General features: G+C 59.0%; 17 protein-coding genes. 12 read left to right on the top strand and 5 right to left on the bottom strand.

Features of this window, described 5'->3' with window-relative positions; translation table 11 throughout:
• Positions 1-26 precede the first annotated feature (26 nt).
• The 7 genes from ACOQOY_RS01725 (at position 27) to ACOQOY_RS01695 (ending at position 7393) form a co-directional block, all read left to right on the top strand.
• Positions 27-212, top strand: coding sequence for a hypothetical protein (locus tag ACOQOY_RS01725; RefSeq protein WP_420583765.1), 186 nt, complete (start codon positions 27-29; stop codon positions 210-212).
• Between the two features lie 66 nt (positions 213-278).
• Entirely contained in the window at positions 279-1304 is a 1026-nt protein-coding gene (locus ACOQOY_RS01720) for an FAD:protein FMN transferase (RefSeq protein ID WP_420583764.1), read from the top strand.
• A 14-nt stretch (positions 1305-1318) separates the two neighbouring features.
• Positions 1319-1561: a (Na+)-NQR maturation NqrM gene (nqrM, locus tag ACOQOY_RS01715; RefSeq protein ID WP_420583763.1), complete on the top strand. Its 243-nt coding sequence runs from the start codon at positions 1319-1321 to the stop codon at positions 1559-1561.
• Positions 1562-1624: 63 nt separating this feature from the next.
• The gene (locus tag ACOQOY_RS01710; protein ID WP_420583762.1) at positions 1625-3313 is read left to right on the top strand and encodes a sulfatase-like hydrolase/transferase; all 1689 of its coding nucleotides are present in this window, start codon (positions 1625-1627) and stop codon (positions 3311-3313) included.
• Positions 3314-3401: 88 nt separating this feature from the next.
• Entirely contained in the window at positions 3402-4919 is a 1518-nt protein-coding gene (gpmI, locus tag ACOQOY_RS01705) for a 2,3-bisphosphoglycerate-independent phosphoglycerate mutase (RefSeq protein WP_420583761.1), read from the top strand.
• Positions 4916-6046: a murein hydrolase activator EnvC family protein gene (locus ACOQOY_RS01700; RefSeq protein ID WP_420583760.1), complete on the top strand. Its 1131-nt coding sequence runs from the start codon at positions 4916-4918 to the stop codon at positions 6044-6046. The genes gpmI and ACOQOY_RS01700 overlap by 4 nt, the downstream gene beginning before the upstream one ends.
• Positions 6047-6052: 6 nt before the next feature.
• The gene (locus tag ACOQOY_RS01695) at positions 6053-7393 is read left to right on the top strand and encodes a S41 family peptidase (RefSeq protein ID WP_420583759.1); all 1341 of its coding nucleotides are present in this window, start codon (positions 6053-6055) and stop codon (positions 7391-7393) included.
• A 47-nt stretch (positions 7394-7440) separates the two neighbouring features.
• Here ACOQOY_RS01695 and ACOQOY_RS01690 read toward each other — a convergent pair whose 3' ends face one another.
• The 3 genes from ACOQOY_RS01690 to ACOQOY_RS01680 form a co-directional block, all read right to left on the bottom strand.
• Positions 7441-8967 (bottom strand): MFS transporter, encoded by a 1527-nt coding sequence (locus tag ACOQOY_RS01690; RefSeq protein ID WP_420583758.1) that lies wholly within the window; start codon positions 8965-8967, stop codon positions 7441-7443.
• Positions 8968-9044: 77 nt separating this feature from the next.
• Positions 9045-9404, bottom strand: coding sequence for a hypothetical protein (locus ACOQOY_RS01685; RefSeq protein WP_420583757.1), 360 nt, complete (start codon positions 9402-9404; stop codon positions 9045-9047).
• 11 nt (positions 9405-9415) lie between these two features.
• On the bottom strand, positions 9416-10177 hold the full coding sequence (locus ACOQOY_RS01680) for a DUF6478 family protein (RefSeq protein ID WP_420583756.1): 762 nt from the start codon (positions 10175-10177) through the stop codon (positions 9416-9418).
• A 241-nt stretch (positions 10178-10418) separates the two neighbouring features.
• On the opposite strand from ACOQOY_RS01680, the gene ACOQOY_RS01675 reads away from it, so the two are divergent.
• Genes ACOQOY_RS01675 through ACOQOY_RS01660 form a run of 4 tightly spaced genes read left to right on the top strand, consistent with a single transcriptional unit; the run spans position 10419 to position 16671 of the window.
• On the top strand, positions 10419-13526 hold the full coding sequence (locus tag ACOQOY_RS01675; RefSeq protein WP_420583755.1) for an ABC transporter transmembrane domain-containing protein: 3108 nt from the start codon (positions 10419-10421) through the stop codon (positions 13524-13526).
• Positions 13519-14409 carry a CPBP family intramembrane glutamic endopeptidase gene (locus ACOQOY_RS01670; RefSeq protein ID WP_420583754.1) on the top strand — a complete coding sequence of 297 codons (891 nt, stop codon included), beginning with the start codon at positions 13519-13521 and terminating at the stop codon, positions 14407-14409. Before ACOQOY_RS01675 ends, ACOQOY_RS01670 begins: the two co-directional genes overlap by 8 nt.
• 58 nt (positions 14410-14467) lie before the next feature.
• Positions 14468-15400, top strand: coding sequence for an acetyl-CoA carboxylase, carboxyltransferase subunit beta (gene accD / locus ACOQOY_RS01665; protein ID WP_420583753.1), 933 nt, complete (start codon positions 14468-14470; stop codon positions 15398-15400).
• Positions 15397-16671 carry a bifunctional folylpolyglutamate synthase/dihydrofolate synthase gene (locus ACOQOY_RS01660; RefSeq protein WP_420583752.1) on the top strand — a complete coding sequence of 425 codons (1275 nt, stop codon included), beginning with the start codon at positions 15397-15399 and terminating at the stop codon, positions 16669-16671. The genes accD and ACOQOY_RS01660 overlap by 4 nt, the downstream gene beginning before the upstream one ends.
• Positions 16672-16744: 73 nt before the next feature.
• Here ACOQOY_RS01660 and zapE read toward each other — a convergent pair whose 3' ends face one another.
• Positions 16745-17803, bottom strand: coding sequence for a cell division protein ZapE (gene zapE / locus ACOQOY_RS01655; RefSeq protein ID WP_420584020.1), 1059 nt, complete (start codon positions 17801-17803; stop codon positions 16745-16747).
• A gap of 72 nt (positions 17804-17875) precedes the next feature.
• Positions 17876-18832: an IS1595 family transposase gene (locus ACOQOY_RS01650; protein ID WP_420583751.1), complete on the bottom strand. Its 957-nt coding sequence runs from the start codon at positions 18830-18832 to the stop codon at positions 17876-17878.
• Between the two features lie 158 nt (positions 18833-18990).
• Here ACOQOY_RS01650 and ACOQOY_RS01645 point away from each other — a divergent pair, with 158 nt between their 5' ends.
• Entirely contained in the window at positions 18991-20229 is a 1239-nt protein-coding gene (locus ACOQOY_RS01645) for an MFS transporter (protein WP_420583750.1), read from the top strand.
• The last annotated feature ends 26 nt before the right edge of the window (positions 20230-20255 follow it).

Genomic DNA, 20255 nt, shown 5'->3' with positions numbered 1-20255 from the left:
GCTGCAAACCAAGGATGTTCGGCCTGTTGTCTGACCTTTATCTGACCCCACCTATCGCTGTGCTGATCTTTTTCTTTGTGGTCGTCTGTGGCCACAATTTTCGAATGGCCTGGAAACAGCAGGCTGAAGGTTGGAAGAAAAAGGCGTGGCTGTTTGGCGTTCCTGCCGGAATTGGCCTGCTGATGTTAGGGTTTATGCCGCTAAAACTCTGACCTCGGTTTGACTCTGGTTGGGGGCGCTGGCATACGCCGGTCACGCGATACCTGAGGAGGTTCCCCATGCGCCTTTTGCCAGTTCTGGCCCTTGTGACACTTGTTTCAGGCTGCCTGTTTGACGAGGAACCCGAAGTGGTGCGCCTGTCGGGAGAGACGATGGGAACCACCTTTAACATCACCGCCATTGGCACGGATTTGGACGAAAATGCGCTGGCCGCTGCGGTCGAAGAGACGCTGGCCGAGGTCAACGCAAAGATGTCCAACTGGGACCCGAACTCTGAGGTCTCGACTTTTTCGGCATCTGACAGCACGGACCCTGTGCAGGTATCCCCGGAATTTGCCACCGTTCTTGCCGCGGCCAATGACGTGCATGAGAAAACCGGCGGGACATTCGATGTCACTCTCGGGCCGCTGATCGAATTGTGGGGTTTTGGGCCGCGCAAACCCGAAGACCCGGTACCGTCGGATGAGGAAATCCAAACCGCTCTCGACAGCGTTGGACAAGCGCGTCTGCTGAAACTTGACCAGAAAGAGGGGACACTGGCGAAATCCGATGCGGGTGTCGGCATCAACCTTTCGGCCATTGCCAAGGGCTATGGCATTGATGCTGTTGCTGAAACGCTGCGCGAGGCAGGGATCGAGGATTATCTGGTCGAAATCGGCGGCGATCTGGTCACCAAAGGCCAGAACGACAAAGGTGAGGACTGGCGGATCGCTATTGAAAAGCCGCAGGCCGGTACACAATCCCCGCAGCTGATCGTCTCGGTCAGCGATCTGGGCATGGCGGGTTCGGGCGACTACAAGAATTTCTTTGAGCAGGACGGCGTGCGCTATTCGCACATCATCGACCCGACCACGGGCCGTCCGATCACCCATCACACGACATCAGTGACGGTTCTGGCGGAAAACGCGATGCTGGCGGATGCCTGGGCAACCGCGATGCTGGCGCTGGGACAGGAAAAAGGTCTGGAGCTGGCTGAAAAGCATAAACTTGCCGTGTATTTCATCTCGCGGGATGTGACAGGCGGCGAAGATGCCTATATTACGATGCACAGCACGGCGTTCAAAGACGCCCTAGGCGACAACTGACCGGTGGACGTGAGATGAGCACTTTTATTCTGGCATTCATTCTATTGGCCCTCGTGATGGTGGGCATGTCGCTGGGCGTGATGCTGATGGGCAAGACCATCAAGGGCAGCTGCGGCGGCCTGAACGCGATCTCGGGCGCAGATAAATGCGTGGTTTGCCAGAAAGACGTCGACCCGGATTCGCCCTTGCGCGATCAGTTGCAGTGCAAGCGCGCCAAGAAGATGCTGGAACAGATGGAGCGTCAGGCCGAAGCGTAGTTTACGCTTCGCTGCGGGCAGAGAATTGGCTAATCAGGTCCCTGAAACTTGGGGGACATCGCCTTGGCCAAAGCCAAAAACATCCTGTTCATCATGTTCGACCAGCTGCGCTGGGATTATCTGAGTTGCTACGGGCATCCGCACCTGCATACTCCGAACATTGACCGTTTGGCCGCGCGGGGCGTGCGGTTCGACCGGGCCTATATCCAATCCCCGATCTGTGGCAGTTCGCGCATGTCCACCTATACCGGCCGCTATGTGCATTCGCATGGGGCGTCTTGGAACGGTATCCCGCTGAAGGTCGGCGAAATGACGATGGGCGACCATCTGCGCAAGGCTGGGATGGAGTGCTGGCTGGTTGGTAAAACCCATATGCGGGCGGATGCTGAAGGGATGGCACGGCTGGGGCTGGAGCCTGATAGCCTGATAGGCGCACGTGTGGCCGAGTGTGGCTTTGACGTATTCGAACGCGATGATGGTATGCGTCCCGAAGGGCCGGATGGGTTCTATGACCCCGACGGCGCGAAGGAATACAACAAATACCTGACCGAAAAGGGCTATGACAGCGACAACCCGTGGCACGACTTTGCCAATTCCGGGCTGGACGCGGACGGCAAAGTGTTGTCCGGCTGGTTCCTGAAGAACTCACCCGAGGCGGCAAATATCGCCGAAGAGGACAGCGAAACGCCTTATCTGACCGGGCGCGGCATGGAATTCATGGAAAACCATGCAGGTCCGTGGTGCTGCCACCTGAGCTTTATCAAACCCCATTGGCCCTACATCGTGCCTGAACCTTACGCTTCGATGTACGGGCCTGAACACGTCCTGCCGGTCGTTCGGTCCGAGGCCGAAAGGCAAAACGCACACCCCGTTTTGAAGGCCTTCATGGACACCAAAATCGGCCAGACCTTCTCACGCCAGGACGTGCGCGAGGCGGTTATCCCGGCCTATATGGGCCTGATCAAACAGGCCGACGATCAGATGGGTCGGCTGTTCAAATGGATGGAAGACACCGGTCGGATGGAAGACACGATGATCGTGCTGACCTCTGACCACGGCGATTTTCTGGGCGATCACTGGATGGGGGAAAAGACGTTTTTTCATAACGCATCGACCAAGGTTCCGCTGATTATCTACGACCCTTCGCCCGAGGCTGACACCTCGCGTGGCACTGTCAGCGACGCTCTGGTCGAATCCATCGACCTCGCCCCGACTTTTGCGGATGTGGCAGGAGGAGAGGTCGCCTCGCACATCCTCGAAGGGCATTCTCTGCTGCCGATCCTGCACGGACAGGCAACTGAGGTGCCGCGAGACGTGGTGATCTGCGAATACGACTATTCCGCCTCACCAATTGCTGATGTTTTGAACGCGTCGGTCCGGGATGCGGTAATGTTCATGGTGGCCAACAAGAAATGGAAGCTGATCCACTGCGAAGGCGGCCATCGGCCCATTCTGTTTGATCTGGAAAATGACCCCGATGAACTGACTGATCTGGGCAGCAGTGCCGACCACGGCGAGGTCATCGCGGACATGTACGACCATCTCTTTAAGTGGGCCCGCCGAACCTCACAACGCACAACGCGGTCGGAACAGCAATTGATTGAGATGCGGACCAAAAGCCGGGGCAGGGGCGTGATCTTGGGGGTGTATGACGTGAACGATGCGCCGCTGGATCTGACGGTCAAGTATCGGGACCGCAAGGCGCGGCCCTTTACCGAGTATTTAGCCAAAGCCAAACCGCCCTCGCATTAATTCTGCGCGGTCAGGGCAAAAGACGGTTCACCCGTCGCAGGTCAGGCGATACAACACGGCGCAAGAGCAGATATCCCGGAGAGCCGAAATGACCGCCCCCAAACCTGTTGTCCTGTGCATTCTTGATGGTTGGGGCCTGTCTGAGGACACAACCGCCAACGCACCATATCTGGCCAACACGCCCACCTTCGATGCGATCATGGCCAAGGGACCGCATGCGACCCTGATCACTCACGGACCGGATGTTGGCCTGCCAAGCGGTCAGATGGGCAATTCCGAGGTTGGCCACACCAATATTGGCGCGGGTCGTGTCGTGGCGATGGATCTGGGGCAGATTGATCTGGCGATTGAGGATGGCTCGTTCTTCGACAACGGCGCGTTGCAGGATTTCATTGCTAAGGTGAAGGCCACCGGTGGCACCGCACATCTGATGGGGCTGGTGTCGGATGGCGGAGTGCATGGCCATCTGAACCACATAATTGCTGCGGCCAAGGCTGTTACCGATGCCGGGGTTCCTGTGGCGCTGCATGCCATCACGGATGGCCGCGACGTGGCCCCGAAATCGGCCTTCACCTACATCGCCGAGTTGGAAGATCGCCTGCCCGATGGCGCGCGCGTTGTCACCGTCTGCGGTCGCTATTTCGCGATGGACCGCGACAACCGCTGGGAACGCGTTGGCGAAGCGTTTGAAGCGATGATCAAAGGGCAAGGTCGCAAGGCGGCTACGGCCCACGGCGCAATTGATCACGCCTATAACCAGTCGGAAACGGATGAGTTCATCGTGCCAACCGTTCTGAACGGCTTTGATGGCGTCAAAGACGGCGACGGGTTCTTTTGTCTCAACTTCCGCGCCGACCGCGCGCGCGAGATTTTGCGGGCCATTGGCGAACCCGGTTTTTCTGATTTCGACACCGGCCCCCGTCCGAAACTGGCGGCATTGCTGGGGATGGTCGAATATTCGGACGGCCACAATGCATACATGACCACCGTGTTCCCCAAACGGGATATCGTGAACACTCTAGGCGAATGGGTCGCCAAACAGGGCCTGCGCCAGTTCCGTCTGGCCGAGACCGAGAAATACCCGCATGTGACCTTCTTCCTCAATGGCGGCAAGGAAACGCCCGAGGTCGGCGAGGACCGTTACATGCCCAAATCGCCCAAAGTGGCGACCTATGATCTCCAGCCCGAGATGTCCTCGATCGAGGTGACGGAGAAATTCGTCGAGGCGATCGAGGCGGGCTATGACCTGATCGTCACCAATTACGCGAACCCGGACATGGTCGGGCATACCGGCGACCTGCAAGCGGCAATCAAGGCGTGCGAGGCCGTGGATCAGGGGCTGGCACAAGTGGTTGCCGCTTTGGAAAAGGCCGGAGGCGCGATGATCGTGACTGCCGATCACGGCAATTGCGAAATGATGGTCGACCCGGCAACCGGCGGGCCGCACACCGCACATACCATCAACCCGGTTCCCGTCGCCTTGGTGGGTGGGCCAGAGGGCGCGACGCTGCGCAATGGCCGTCTGTCCGATCTGGCGCCGACCCTTTTGCAGTTGATGGGTCTGGAGCAACCGCCCGAGATGACCGGTCAGAGCTTGCTGTCATGATCCTGCGCGCGCTTCTTCTTGCTGTGGTGTTCGCGGGGCCGGTCCACGCCCAGACCGATCCGTCAACAGCCGCGCTGAAGGCGGCGCAGATGCTCGAGGATGCTTCTGTCGCGCTGACCGAAGCCGACGGCGCGCGGGACCGAGTGCGCGCCCTGACCGGGACCATTCAGGCGTATGAGGCCGGATTGACCGCGATGCGCGACGGGCTGCGCCGCGCCGCCACGCGCGAGGCTCAGCTAACCGCAGAACTGCGAGCGCGAGAAAAAGAGATCGCTCAACTACTTGGCGTCTTGCAGACCATCGAAACCACTGCGCCTCCGGTTCTGATGCTGCATCCTTCTGGCCCGTTGGGTTCGGCGCGGGCAGGGATGATGTTGTCAGAGGTCATGCCGGGCCTGAACGCCCGCGCTCAGGCGCTGGCGCGCGACCTTGAAGAAGTACAGACCCTTCGGCAATTGCAACAAAGCGCGGTTGATACCCTGACCGACGGGCTGACCGGCGTGCAAACCGCGCGCACCCAGTTGAGCGCAGCCATCGCTGACCGCACGGACCTGCCGCAACGCTTTGTCGAAGACCCTATCCGCACTGCGATCCTGATCTCCTCGACCGAAACGTTGGAGGGGTTTGCCAATGGCCTGTCCGAAATCTCGGAAGGCGAGATTGCCGACACCAGCGCCAATATCTCGGGCCGCAAGGGCCTGCTGTCATTGCCCGCCCAAGGTGTCCTGCTGCACCGATCAGGCGAGACCGATGCAGCTGGGGTGAAACGCCCCGGCGTGATTCTGGCCACGCGTCCGCGGGCGATTGTTACATCGCCAACGGCGGCCACCATTCGCTATCGCGGTCCGCTGCTGGATCTGGGAAATCTGGTGATACTCGAGCCTCAACCCGGTCTTTTATTCGTGTTTTCGGGCCTGCAAGAGGTTTACGGGAACACCGGACAGGTGATCCCTGAGGGTACTCCGGTCGGTCTGATGCCAGGTGAAACGCCCGAAATCGGCGCTATTTTGTCAACAAGCGGTGATGGCACTGGAACTGACCGGTCAGAAACGCTCTATATAGAGGTAAGACAGGATAACAGCCCCGTGGACCCGGAATCGTGGTTTCGGACCAGCAAGGATGGATGAACACATATGAAGAAATTTGTGATGGCCGGTCTGGCCGGAACCGTGGCAGGTATAATCGCAACCACTCAGATCGCTGGTCCTCTGCTGGCGCAAGAGGCCGACAGCAAGGCCAGCGTCTATGAACAGCTGGACCTGTTCGGCGATATTTTTGAGCGCATCCGCGCGCAATATGTCGAAGAGGTCGAACCCGAAGAGCTGATCGAGGCGGCCATTGACGGCATGTTGACCTCGCTTGACCCGCATTCCAGCTATCTGTCGCCCGATGATGCCGAGCAGATGCGCGTGCAGACACGTGGTGAATTCGGCGGGCTGGGGATCGAGGTCACGCAGGAAGAAGGCTTTGTCAAAGTTGTTTCTCCGATCGACGATACCCCTGCGGATGCTGCCGGTATCGAGGCGGGCGATTTCATCACCCATGTCGACGGCGAGAGCATTCTGGGCCTGACGCTGGATAAGGCAGTTGACCTGATGCGCGGCCCGGTAGGGTCCGAGATCGTGATCACCGTCGTGCGTGAAGGCGAGCAAGAGCCGTTTGACGTCACCATCATTCGCGACACCATCAAGCTGACCGCCGTGCGCGCCCGCACCGAAGGCACCAGCGTCGTACTTCGCGTGACCACGTTTAACGACCAAACCTTCCCCAACCTGATGGAAGGACTGGCTGAACAGATAGAAGAAGCCGGTGGCATCGAAAAGGTCAACGGTGTCGTCCTGGACCTGCGTAACAACCCCGGCGGTCTGCTGACGCAGGCGATCAAAGTGTCGGATGCGTTCCTGAACGAAGGTGAGATCGTGTCGACCCGTGGCCGCGATCCCAGCGAGGGTGAGCGGTTCAACGCCACCCCCGGCGACCTGGCCGAGGGCAAGCCGATTGTGGTTTTGATCAACGGCGGTTCGGCCTCGGCTTCTGAGATCGTGGCCGGTGCCTTGCAGGACCACCGGCGCGCCATTGTTGTGGGCACCAAGAGCTTCGGTAAAGGCTCGGTCCAGACGGTGATGCCACTGCGCGGGGACGGTGCGATGCGCCTGACCACGTCGCGCTATTACACACCGTCAGGGCGTTCGATCCAGGCGCTTGGCGTCAGCCCTGATATCATTGTTGAACAGCCCCGGCCGGTGCCGGATGCCGAGGAAGAGGAGTCGGATCGTCCCGGGCGGTCCGAGGCCGACCTGCGCGGCAGCCTGAACAATGACAGCCTCAGCGAAGATGAGATTCGTCAGATCGAAGAAGACCGCGCCAAGGCCGAAGCCACGGCCGAACTGCGGGAAGAGGACTATCAGCTGGCTTATGCCATCGACATCCTCAAGGGCCTGTCGGCCTTTAACCCGAACGGGCCATCTCAGTAAAAAGGAAACGGGCCGCCACATTGGGCGGCCCTTTTTCTTTGGGCAGATCAGCTTTCGACTTTGTGCAGTTTTTCTTCGTCCAGCAGAATGGCCAGAAGTATACCGACCGACACAGACAAGGTCGCAAAGATGAAGGCCATGTTCATGCCGCTGTCAAAAGCTGCCGCAATGGCGGCTTTGACTTTTTCAGCCTCTGGCCCGCTGAGTTTACTCATGACCTCGCGAGCGGATTGCGTGGTCAACGTGCCGCCATTGATAGCCCGTTGATCGGCCTCGGACAGATCAACACCGGCAGCTGACAGGCGCTGGCCCAGACTACGCAAACTGGACAGGTACATAATCGCCGTCGCACAGGCGACCGATATGGCGCCATAGACAAGGTGGACCATAAAGCTGAGCCCGCCAACCAGCCCGGCCCGTTCCGGTTTCACCGCACAGACGGCGGCGGTTCCAGATGGACCAACTGTCAATGTGGCCCCCAGCCCGATCATCGCCATGCCGGGCAGGATCTGGAAATATCCCAGCCCGGAAGGCATCACGACAATGCTGGCCGCGCCGACCGTCGCGCAAAGATAGCCCCAGAACATCAGCCGTTTGGGACCGAAATCGTTGTACAGCCGGCCCGAGACAATCGACCCCACCGCCAGCAGCACCGTCAACGGGGCCAGCCCAAATGCGGATTGCAGAGTCGACCAGCCCAACACCTTTTGCATGTATTGAGGAAAATACATCAACCCGACAAACACCGCTGAAACGTTGAACATGTTAAGCCCAAGCGTGATCCGAAACTCTCGGTTCGCTATCATCTGTGGCAGAAGCAGCGGTTCCTTCACACGTTTTTCAACTTTAGGAAATGCAACAAACAGGGCCGCACTGACAAGGAACAACAGCAGCAAAGGCGCCGAGGTCCAGCCCCAGTCCGCCCCCACATCCAGCCCGTAAAGCAGCAGCAGAACGGCGAGGGACAGCACGCCCATACCGGCAAAGTCGATATGTTCCCCCTGTTTGTGCTGGGTTTCCCGCTCCATCAGCACAATCGCCGTCACCATCGAAATCGTCGAGAACACGACATTTGCCAGAAAGAACAAACGCCAGTCGCCAAGGCTGACCACCGAGCCGCTAATCAAAGGTCCAAGGACATTGCCGCAGGTGACGCCTGCAAGAATCAGCCCCATGATCAATGCCCGATGTTCCGGCCGCGAGACCTTGGTCGCGCCAAAGGCCAGCGTACAAGGCCAGACACACCCCGCGCCGATCCCTTGCAGCGCGCGGGCGATGATCAGAAAGTCCAGGCTGGGTGACACGAAACACATGACTGATGAGAACAGAAAGATCGAAAGCCCGATCAGCATCATCTTGCGGTGTCCAAACATATCGCCCATACGTCCTCCGGCGACCATGGTCATTGCGAAGAACAGGGCGTAAATGTTCAGCACCCACTGGGTGCTGGTGATGTCTGCGTCGAAACTGTTTTCGATGGCGGGGACCAGAATCAATGCTCCGGTAAAGTCGATGCCGATCCCGAATCCCGTCACCATCAATGCGATGACTTTGATAATACTGGCGCGATCCATGAGCTTGCCCAGATTGCTGCAGCTTGCTCAAAGATGCACGGAATTCTGTTGAAATGATAGGGACTTGCGCCGCAGGATCAGTCGCCTGCGATTTGCGAGCGCCGAAACGCCCGTTTCAGCATGTCTAGTTCGGCGCGCAGCAACTCGACATCGGCGCGCAAATCATCGGCGATCGGAGACCCGGCGATGACAGTGAAATCGCCCAGCTTGGTCGATGTCGTCGCATCAAGAATGACAAAGCAGTGGACCCCGTCTGACAGGGCCGCGGCCGGTACGGGGACAGTCAGCTCCCACCCGCCAGCAACGGGTGCCAGGGTCACATCCGGCAAAGCTTCTCCCAAATATGAGACTTCAACCTGCGGCTCTGCCTCGGCCTGTAAATGCCCATGCCAGAGGCCGTTTTCAAAACGGGTAGGGGTCAGGATCGGATGCGTCATGGGTACAGCTCTTACAAATCGGCGCGATGATGGCGGCAGAAGGTCAGGTCACGGATCATCACGCGGTTCATACGCGGGTCTTCAAAGATCAGGTCCAGCCAGATTTTCTCAACCCGCCGTTCGTTCAGGGGCAGGTGTGCCAGATCGAAATCCACGGAATGAGACGTACTGGCCATGTCCAGCTTGCGCAGTACCTGTTCAATGTTCGGCCCGTGCTGGATGTTGAGGCGGGCGAAAACTTCTAGCGGATGATCGGGCATGATCACCGAATCCACGCGCATCAGATGCTGTTTGGTCAAGCCCTGACTGGCTTCAGAGGGAAGGGCGACCGACAAGGACAGAAACGAACCAGCAAAGCCGAACACCTCGACCGCCAGCCCAAATGCGGCCAGATCGTTGTCACGTTTGTTCCGGGTCTGACGCATGCCGATTTCGGCCAAAGGGCAGTCATGAAACAGCGTAACCTGCGGGTCCAGCGGCGCACGGCGCGGGGCCGAGGCGACACCGGGGCGGGACAAAGGCATGCGCCACAGATCAGGCCTGTTGCACCAATCGGTCCCCAAAGGCTTGGCAAACTGGTTCGAGCCAATCAACGGTTTCGCCAGCCGGGCATCCGCTTCGTTTATCACCGACTCCAGCTTATACCGCAGCTTGCGCGCATCATCGCGTTGCTGACGTAGTTGCGGCACCGTGGCTGTGGGCAAGTTCTGAACGGCACGCCGCCAGCGCTCAACAACCTTGCGGTGAATATAGCGATCCAGAAGTTTGCCCATGGCTCCATCAATCAAACCTGCTCTTCTTTAGTCAAAGAGGGGGCAGGGGTTAAAGGTGAATTGCCTACAATAGGGACAAAATCTCCCGAATTTGTGAACGCCGGCATGGATGGGCATTCCGATCCGAAGATGCTAGCTACGGCAATTCTTGCAATCGCTGAGGTCAGTGCGTACCGTCTGACAGCTGATCGCAGGGGACACCCAAAAACCAAATCCTATTGTTTTGAGGCACGCCCGGGGCATGGAACCCACTCTTTTTTCATTCATCTGGAAATATTCAAAGAAACAACAGCTTGTGCTGTTGGCTCTGACGGTTCTGTCATTTCCGTTCCTTTATGCCTCGCTTGAACTGCCCAAGCAGATCATCAACGACGCGATTGGCGCGCCCAGCGATACGGTGACGCTGTTTGGCTTTACGGTGACGCAGGTACAGTATCTGCTGATCCTGTGCGTGGCGTTTCTGGCCACAGTCATTGCCAGCGGGTTGATGAAAATGCGCATCAACACGATGAAGGGCGTTCTGGCTGAACGTATGCTTCGACGATTGCGATTCACGCTGATTCACCGCTCGATGCGGTTTCCGAAATCCTACTTTGCCACCACCAGCCAGGGTGAGCTGGTGTCGATGATCACGTCCGAGGCCGAACCGATGGGCGGTCTGATGGGTGACGCCATCGCGCAACCGGTGTTCCAGTTCGGTCAGATGATGACCATTGTCACCTTTCTGTTCATGCAGAGCGTCTGGTTCGGACTGGCCAGTATCGCACTGATCCCGTTGCAGGCCTGGCTGATCCCCAAGCTGCAACGTCAGATCAACCTGCTGAACAAAGAACGCATTCAGGAGGTCCGCAGCCTCAGCTCGGAAATCGGCGAAAGCGCGGCGGGTATCAGCGATCTGCGCACCAATGGCGGCTGGCGCTATCGTCAGGCGCAGTTCAGCCATCGGTTGGGCCTGTTGTTCGAGATCCGGTTCAAAATCTACAACAAGAAGTTCTTTATGAAGTTCTTGAACAACCTGATCACGCAAATGACCCCGTTCCTGTTCTACTCGGTCGGCGGCTATCTTGCGATCACGGGTGAGGTGACGGTGGGCGCGCTGGTTGCGGCGCTTGGCGCCTATAAGGATCTGAGCGGCCCCTGGAAGGACTTGCTGACCTATTACAATCAGGTGCAGGACATGTCCTTGCGCTGGGAAGTGGTGACAGAACGTTTCGCGCCCTCAAACATGATCCCTGAAAAATTGTTCGTGGGCGAGCCCGAGGTCATCCCGCATCTGACCGGTGAGATCGAGCTGCGCAACGTGACTGTGCGGGACGATGACGGCAAGACCATTCTTGAAGATATCGACCTGACCATTCCCAAAGGCGCGCGGGTGGCGATCCAATCCAACAGCGCTGCGGAACGCAATGCGTTGGCGCAAGTTCTGACCCGCGAAGTGCTGCCGGTTCAGGGCGAAGTGCTTATGGCCGGTCACAACCTGAAAGAGCTGCACCAATCCGTCATCGCTGCCCGGATCGGCTATGCCTATTCGCGACCTTATCTGTTCAATGGCACGTTGGGCGACAATCTGATGATGCCGCTACGGCCTCATCCGCAACATCAGGCAGATGCCGAAAAAACCCCCAGCCGCTGGCAGATCGAGGCCGCGCGCTCCGGCAACCCGACGGACTCCCTTAGCGATGAATGGATCGACCCCAAACTGGCCGGGCTGGACAACGCGGACGACATTCGCGCCTGGTGGTTCCAGCTGGTCGAGGCCATGGGGACAGATGAAATATTGCTGCGCCGCACCCTGCGCACGCAGTTTGATCCCGCACTACACCCCGATCTTGCGCGCGATGTTGTCAAACTGCGCGAAACGGTTGCCGAACGCCTGAGGGAAAACGGACTGGATCGTCACGTCTATCGCTTTGATCCAGAACGTTTTAATCCGACCGTGCCGCTTGGGGGCAATCTGCTCTACGCGACCCCATCACGGGATATCACGCCGGAATCCCTGGCCGATGACCGTCGGTTCAAGAACATGCTGAGCGCTCATGATCTGGCCGAGGATGCCATGAACATGGCCAGTGACGTGGTCGAGACACTGGATCAGGCCTTTGGGCGCGGCGGGACTAATCACCCCCTGTTTCTTCGATTGGGTATGTCCAAGGACATGTTCCACCGTCTGCTGGACATCAAGGACCGACGCAAGACCAAGGGTGACAACGACCTCAGCGAGGCCGAACGCTCACTACTGCTGACAGTTCCGTTCCTTCTGACGGCGGAACAGATCGGACCGGACTTCCCGCAGGAATACAAGGACAAGATCCTGTCCATCCGCAAAGAACAGTCTGAACGTCTGCAAGGCGCGCTGAACGGCATGTTCATTCCCCTGTCCCCCGACAGCTATTTTCCGCGCCTCACGGTGATGGAGAATGCCCTCTATGGGCGGGTCTCGATCACGGCCGGTGCCCATGCCGAAGAGATTGAGGATCTGGTGGCGCACATCATGAACGAAGAAGGCCTGCGCCGCAGGGCGGCGGCAACGTTGTTCGATCTGCAAACCGGGCTGGGCGGAAACAACCTGCCGACGGTATTTCAGGAACGCGCCGCGTTTTCCCGCGCCGGGATCAAACGCCCGGACATCCTGATCCTTGACAAGGCACTGGCCAGCCACGATTCCGAAAGCCGTCTGCGCACCCGCCTGCGCCTGCGCGAGCTGCTGCCTGACTCGATCATGATCTTCATGGAAGATCACTTTGCCCACCCCGAAGCCTATGACCTGTTCATCGAGATCAAGGATGGCCGCATCGACGGTGTATCGCGCACCCAGACGATCCATGAGGAAACCGCATCCGCCGATCTGAGCCGGAAACTACAGATCATCTCCTCGACCGAGCTGTTTTCGCGCATCGACGCCCGCAACCAGCGCCTGTTGGCCTTCTCGGCCCAATGGTACGAAGTCGCGGCGGGGCAGCCAATCTTTTCGCGCGGACAGGCCCCGGATGCGGCCTATCTGTGCATCGACGGGCAGGCCAATCTGGAATGGTCCGATGACGACGGCACCAAGCGCACCATTTCGATCATCGAACCGGGCCGCTTGATCGGCGATTTGTCGATCATCACCGGCGAAGCCCGGCAACTGGATTTGACCGCGCTCACCAAATGCACCTTCCTGCGCATCGGCGCCGAAGAGCTGCGGGCGGTGATCGAAAGCGACGCCTCAGTGGCGGTCCAGCTGCTGCAAACCGTGGCCGGATACCTGTCGATACTCTCCACCCGCATCAACGCGGTCGGGAATGCGTCGGACGTATTCCCAGAAGTGCCGCGACCCGTTGCAGGTGAAGATTTGGACACCAATGCCTGATCCTGCCGCCTATGCCCCTCACGAAGACCTCTTGCGCACAGCGCGCGCCCGGCCCGAGTTTTGGCGTCTGTTGGTGGGATTGGTCATCGTTGGGGCCATCTACCTGCTGCTGAATTCCGTTCTCTTTGCCGTGATTGGCGCTCTGGCTTCACCCGAACAGGCCGAAGGCTTCCTGCGTGGCACGTCTGCCCTTGCGACGCTAGTTCTGCTATTCAGCTTTGTGTTCATGACGCTGGGCGTTGCCATCGCAGTGCACCAAATGCAGCACCGGCGGCTGCGCAGCTTGTTCGGCGCTCGCAGCCCGTGCCTGCGCCAGTTCCGGCAAGTCCTGATCGGTCTGATCCTATTGGGTGCAGCAATGACGGTGTTGCCACCCTATGGCTTTGGCGCGCCACTGACTCAGAATCTGGCCCTGACCACATGGCTGCTGCTGTTGCCCATATCGTTGTTTGCGGTACTGATTCAGACCAGCGCCGAGGAAATCCTGTTTCGCGGCTACCTCCAGCAGTCTCTGGCCGCCAGATTCCGGTCCCCGCTCATCTGGATAGGTGTGCCGTCAATCCTGTTTGCCGCCGGGCATTACGCGCCCGTTATCACCGGAGAGAATGCACCCATGGTCGCGATCTGGGCCTTTGTCTTCGGTGTATTGGCCGCGGATCTGACGGCGCGTTCGGGAACGCTGGGGCCAGCTATCGCTTTGCATTTCTTCAACAATTCCTCGGCACTTCTGTTTATCTCCCTCCCGGACACACTCAGCGGGTTGTCGCTGTACCTGCTGCCCTATGACATGGCCGACACCCAAGCTCTGCGCGATTGGCTGTTCGTCGATTTCGCTGTCATGATGATCTGCTGGCTGACCGCGCGCCTTGCGCTCAGGCGTTGATTGCATTTCCTTCCGTAGCGTCTTATTTGACGTCAACGCCGCATAATAAGGTTCCGACATGAACTGGATCACAAACTACGTCCGCCCCCGGATCAACTCGATCTTCTCGCGCCGGGAAGTGCCTGAAAACCTTTGGCACAAGTGCGGCGAATGCGGCACGATGCTGTTCCATCGCGAACTGGCAGAGAACCAGAACGTCTGCACCCAGTGCGGTCACCACATGGCGATCACCCCGCGCGACCGCTTTGGCCACCTGTTCGACGGCGGCATTTTCACCGAGGTCGAGGTTCCCGCCCCCAAGGACGACCCGCTGCAATTCCGCGATCAAAAGAAATACCCCGACCGCATGAAAGCGGCGCAGAAAAAAACCGGCGAGAAAGAGGCGATGCTTGTCGCCACCGGCGAGATTGGCCGCACCCCGATCGTGGCCGCCGCGCAAGACTTCTCGTTCATGGGCGGGTCGATGGGTATGTATGTCGGCAACGCCATAATCGCCGCCGCGCAAGAGGCGGTGAAGCTGAAACGCCCGCTGATCCTGTTCTCGGCCGCAGGCGGCGCGCGGATGCAGGAAGGCATCCTTAGCCTGATGCAGATGCCGCGTACCACAGTGGCGGTGGAAATGCTGAAAGAGGCGAACCTGCCTTACATCGTCGTGCTGACACACCCGACGACCGGAGGCGTGACCGCGTCTTATGCGATGTTGGGCGACGTCCATATCTCGGAACCTAACGCGCTGATCTGCTTCGCGGGTCCGCGCGTGATCGAACAGACCATCCGCGAAAAACTGCCCGAAGGGTTCCAGCGCGCCGAATACTTGCTGGATCACGGGATGCTGGACCGCGTGACAAAACGCACCGAGATGCGTGAGGAACTGATCATCATCACCCGGATGCTGATGAACCAGCCCCCGGCGGTCAAAGGCGATTTGCCCGCGCCCGAACCCGATGAGGCCAAGCCCGAAACACCGGCTGAAGCCGAAGGCGAGAAATGACCGCCCAGACATCGGACGTCATCCTCGACCGGATGATGGCGCTGCATCCTAAGATCATTGACCTGACCTTGGATCGTGTGTGGCGTTTGCTGGCAGCACTGGACAACCCTCAGCTAAAACTGCCCCCGGTGATCCACATTGCCGGAACCAATGGCAAAGGCTCGACCCAGGCAATGATCCGCGCTGGGATCGAGGGGGCAGGGCTGTCGGCCCACGCCTATACTTCGCCGCATCTGGCCCGGTTCCACGAACGCATCCGTCTGGCCGGAGAGCTGATCTCAGAACCGGCCCTGACCGCCGTTCTGGATGAATGCTACGCCGCCAATGGGGGCGAGAACATCACCTATTTCGAGATCACAACCTGCGCCGCCTTGCTGGCCTTTGCCCGCGCAAATGCGGATTATTCCCTGCTTGAGGTTGGGCTGGGTGGCCGACTGGATGCCACCAATGTCATTCATGAACCTGCGGTTACAGTGATCACACCAGTCTCGATCGACCACGAACAGTTTCTGGGCAACACGCTGGGCAAGATCGCTGCCGAAAAGGCGGGCATCATCAAGCCGGGCGTTCCCTGCATCGTCGGCCCGCAACAGGACGAGGCGCTTGAGGTCATCGAATACACTGCCGCGCGCCTTGGCGCTCCGCTGTTGATTCACGGCCAGCACTGGCATGTGCATGAGGAAAACGGACGCCTGATCTATCAGGACGAAACCGGCCTGCGCGACCTGCCGTTGCCCAACCTGCTGGGCGCACATCAGATCCAGAATGCCGGTGCCGCACTAGCCGTATTGCGACACCTGAACCTTGGAGACGATGCCTACGAGGCTGCGGTGAGCAAGGCCGAATGGCCCGCCCGTATGCAGCGTCTGAAAACTGGCCCGTTGGTCGAAGCCGCACCTCAGGCTGAACTCTGGCTCGACGGGGGCCACAACGCCGCGGCTGGTATTGCGCTGGCCGATGTTCTGGCGAAACTCCCTAAGCGACCGACGCACATGATCTGCGGAATGCTCAACACCAAGGACGTCACCGGGTATCTGGCCCCGCTTGCGCAACAGGCCCAGAGCCTTACTGCTGTTTCCATCCCCGGTGAGGCCGCAACGCTCAGCGCCGAAGACACCGCAGCCGCGGCGGCCAAAACCGGCCTGCCTGCCACAACAGCTGACAACGTTACGGACGCCCTGAACGCGCTCATCGCGCAAGACCCACAGGCGCGCATCCTGATCTGTGGCTCGCTCTATCTAGCGGGCAACATCCTGCGGGAAAACGGTTGACCCGCCCGCAGGGCTTCATCTGGCTAAAAATACTTCGGGGGAGGCGCGCAAAGCGCGACGGGGGCAGCGCCCCTTATTGCCCCCAATCCTGAGCCTGCATTTCACGAAGACGCGATGCGGTCCGCTCAAACTCGAATAATCCTTCACCTTCGACATACAGCATCTCGGGCTCGGCTGCCGCCGAGCAGATCAAACGAACCTTCGCCTCATACAATGCGTCGATCAAAGTCACGAACCTCTTGGCTTCGTTGAAATTGTTCCGCGACAAGCGCGGGATGTCTTCCAAAACCAGAACCTTGACTACCTCGGCAATGGCCAGAAAGTCAGCTGGCCCCAGCATTCGCCCGCACAAATCGTAGAAACTGGCACGCGCCACCCCGTTGCGAAAGGCGGGCAGCTCAACCGCGCGCCCGTTAACCTGCAAAACCAAAGGCTCCGCGGCCCCGCCTGAAAGATCACGCCAGACCGCGCGGATATTCTCACGCGCCTCGGGTCCAATCGAAGTAAAATAGACCTGAGCGCCCTCCAACCGGTTCTGCCTGTAATCGGTGGGTGAGACCAGCTCCCACACTTGCAACTGTTCTTTGATATGGGCAATGAACGGCAAGAACAGCTGACGGTTCAAGCCATCCTTATACAGATCATCCGGGTGCCGGTTCGAGGTTGTGACGACCACCACGCCTCCTTCGTGCAGCAGATCGAACAGGCGACCAACAATCATCGCGTCGGTGATATCAGTGATCTGCATCTCATCAAAGGCCAGCACACGCACCGATTTCACCACCGAGGCCGCGACCGGGGCCAGCGCATCCTCGACACCGTCCTTTCGCGCTTTGTGCATGCCCGCATGGATTTCCTGCATGAAGGCGTGGAAATGCACCCGCCGCGCCGGGATGTCCCCCAACGCATCGACAAACATATCCATCAGCATGGACTTGCCGCGACCAACGCCGCCCCACAGGTACAGGCCCTTCGGCGGTGGCGGCGCTTTTCGGAAGAAACTGCGCTTGACCGGTTCGGCCAGCGCGGCCCGGATACGTTCAAAGTGGGGAAGAACGGCCTCTTGCGCGTCGTCTCTGGTCAGGATGCCCTCGGCGACCTGCGTGTCGTAAAGCGAAATCAAACCCGTCATAACCCGAGGCATAGCGCCCGGCTTGCCCATTGAAAAGCAGCCTTTTCCGCGACGCATCAAATTTCCTTAGGCTCAGTTCGCAAATTGTGTGCATGAGGTCCCAATCGCGGTCGCGAGACAGGATCTGGCCGATGATTTCAGCAGGTCACACCGTTCGAACCATCGCAGGTAGTTTTCGAGGTATTTGCTCGAAACGCCGCGATAGCGGCGCAGGAAGTCCTTCAACCCACTGTGCCGATTGTTGGCTGTTTGTATGTGAGCCACCCCACGCACCCGTTCACCGGCGGACTGGTTCAATGCTTCGTGTCTGACCCCAAGTGACTTGGCGCAGGGCGGGTAAACGTCGTTTCCATCAGTGACCAGAAGGATGTCATCATCAATCCGGGGTTCCAGAACGCTGTGTATGCTGTCAGCTGTGACAGATGGAAGGACGGAACACGCCGTTGTGCCGCCTCGGTCCACGGCAACCAATATCGGAACCTGTTCGTCTGACAGACCGCGCTTGCTGGCCTTGCCGCCCCTGCGGCGCGCCTTGCGATCAAGTTTGCGATCGCCCTTGCGGCTCTTGAGAACATAGGTCTCGTCGGCTTCGACAATGCCCTTGAGTTTTGGAGGGTCCTGGTCCTTCGTGCCTAAAAATCGGTGCCGCCAACGAAACGCCGTAGAGACGGCAAAATTACAGCGCTTTGCAGACGCGCGAACGGTCAGCCCATCCGCAAGGCAGCCCCCAAAGGCGAGCCATCTGTCCTTCTTGTGCAGGCCCTGTAAAGCCGTGCCCGTTGCCGCGTTGAAAGTCTTGTTGCAGGCCTTGCATTGATACCGCTGTAGCCCTCGGGCTTTGCCCCGCGAAACCGCGCCAGGCGTGCCACAATGCGGGCACTCACGGTCCTCGGCGACGCGCGCTTCGATCGCTGCCAGCGAAGCGGATGGCTCAGTTTCCCCCAGCAACACAGCCTGTGCTTGCTGCCTCTGCGCCAGACTGAGACCGTCTATGCGGGATAACCACTCCTGAAACTGCTTGTGATCCACTGTCAATACCTCCTCGATTTTCCCAAGATCATATCAGAAACGTGAAGCTTGCATACGATTTACGAACTGAGCCTTTCCTTATCCGTTACCGCAAAACTCCTGAATTGACCCGTGTACGATTTTCGATAACGTCGCGGTTCCCCATCTCTGAGGTCTCGATGCCCCAATCCGCTCGTCTATTGAACCCGATCCTGATCGTCGGCTGCATCATCATCACGGTCAGCTTTGCTGTCCGCGCCTCGTTCGGTGTGTTCCAGATCCCGATTGCGGATGAATTCGGCTGGTTGCGCACTGATTTCTCGATGGCCATCGCGATCCAGAACCTCGCATGGGGCATCGGCCAGCCCATCTTTGGGGCGATTGCCGAGAAAATCGGCGACCGAAAGGCCATCATCATAGGTGCGCTGACCTATGCCGCCGGCATGGTTCTGTCTGCTTGGTCCGTTACTCCGTTCGAGCATCAGATGTACGCGTGGCTTGTGGGCTTCGGAATCGCCGGAACCGGGTTCGGCGTCGTTCTGGCGGTCGTAGGCCGGGCATCGTCGGATGCGAACCGATCCATGTCACTGGCTATTGTCACAGCAGCGGGCAGTTTCGGGCAGGTTCTTGGCGCGCCAACCGCCGAATGGATGCTGACCTTCTTGCCATGGCAGCAAGTCTTCATCGTCTTTGCCATCGCGATCCTGGCATTGGTACTGACACTGCCTTTCATGCGCGCACCACTGCCCGCCAGCAAAACCGAGCTGGAAGAAAGCATGAGCAAAATTCTGGGCCGCGCCATCCGCGACCCGTCTTACGCTCTGATCTTTTTAGGTTTCTTCAGCTGTGGCTATCAGCTCGGCTTTATTACCGCCCATTTCCCTGCCTTTGTGACCGAGATGTGCGGCCCGATCCAACCCGGAGGCGTGCTGCATTCAATCGGCATCCAATCGACCTCGGCGCTTGGGGCGATCTCCATTTCCCTGATCGGACTGGCCAATATCGGCGGCACGCTGTTGGCAGGTTGGGCTGGGAATCACTTCCCCAAGAAATACCTTCTGGCGGCTGTTTACACCGCTCGAACTTTGGCCGCCGCAGCCTTCATCCTGTTCCCGATCACTCCGTTGACCGTCATCGTCTTCTCGTTGGTGATGGGCTCGCTTTGGCTGGCCACGGTGCCGCTGACCTCGGGCCTGGTCGCGCATCTCTATGGGCTGCGTTATATGGGTACGCTCTACGGCATCATCTTCTTGAGCCATCAGGTCGGCAGCTTTCTGGGTGTCTGGCTGGGCGGGCGCATGTATGACCAGTACGGAGACTACACGATGGTCTGGTGGATCGGCGTCGCTATCGGAGCGTTCAGCGCCATCGTCCACCTGCCCATCCGCGAAAACTGGCCCGCAGCAGTGCCTGCTTAACCCCCTTTGGCTTCACGCGAAACCGC

It is taken from the genome of Ruegeria sp. (assembly GCF_965221235.1).
GTDB lineage: Bacteria > Pseudomonadota > Alphaproteobacteria > Rhodobacterales > Rhodobacteraceae > Ruegeria.
The sequence above is the reverse complement of the archived record's forward strand: the minus strand, read 5'-3'. Positions and strand labels throughout refer to the sequence as shown.

Bases quoted from the DNA above. Each gene is read 5' to 3' on its own strand.
- ACOQOY_RS01685 (WP_420583757.1), bottom strand. From the start codon at position 9,404: ATGACGCATCCGATCCTGACCCCTACCCGTTTTGAAAACGGCCTCTGG.
- ACOQOY_RS01680 (WP_420583756.1), bottom strand. From the start codon at position 10,177: ATGGGCAAACTTCTGGATCGCTATATTCACCGCAAGGTTGTTGAGCGC.
- ACOQOY_RS01695 (WP_420583759.1), top strand. From the start codon at position 6,053: ATGAAGAAATTTGTGATGGCCGGTCTGGCCGGAACCGTGGCAGGTATA.
- ACOQOY_RS01670 (WP_420583754.1), top strand. From the start codon at position 13,519: ATGCCTGATCCTGCCGCCTATGCCCCTCACGAAGACCTCTTGCGCACA.
- ACOQOY_RS01690 (WP_420583758.1), bottom strand. From the start codon at position 8,967: ATGGATCGCGCCAGTATTATCAAAGTCATCGCATTGATGGTGACGGGA.
- ACOQOY_RS01660 (WP_420583752.1), top strand. From the start codon at position 15,397: ATGACCGCCCAGACATCGGACGTCATCCTCGACCGGATGATGGCGCTG.
- ACOQOY_RS01645 (WP_420583750.1), top strand. From the start codon at position 18,991: ATGCCCCAATCCGCTCGTCTATTGAACCCGATCCTGATCGTCGGCTGC.
- nqrM (WP_420583763.1), top strand. From the start codon at position 1,319: ATGAGCACTTTTATTCTGGCATTCATTCTATTGGCCCTCGTGATGGTG.
- gpmI (WP_420583761.1), top strand. From the start codon at position 3,402: ATGACCGCCCCCAAACCTGTTGTCCTGTGCATTCTTGATGGTTGGGGC.
- accD (WP_420583753.1), top strand. From the start codon at position 14,468: ATGAACTGGATCACAAACTACGTCCGCCCCCGGATCAACTCGATCTTC.
- zapE (WP_420584020.1), bottom strand. From the start codon at position 17,803: ATGACGGGTTTGATTTCGCTTTACGACACGCAGGTCGCCGAGGGCATC.
- ACOQOY_RS01700 (WP_420583760.1), top strand. From the start codon at position 4,916: ATGATCCTGCGCGCGCTTCTTCTTGCTGTGGTGTTCGCGGGGCCGGTC.
- ACOQOY_RS01675 (WP_420583755.1), top strand. From the start codon at position 10,419: ATGGAACCCACTCTTTTTTCATTCATCTGGAAATATTCAAAGAAACAA.
- ACOQOY_RS01720 (WP_420583764.1), top strand. From the start codon at position 279: ATGCGCCTTTTGCCAGTTCTGGCCCTTGTGACACTTGTTTCAGGCTGC.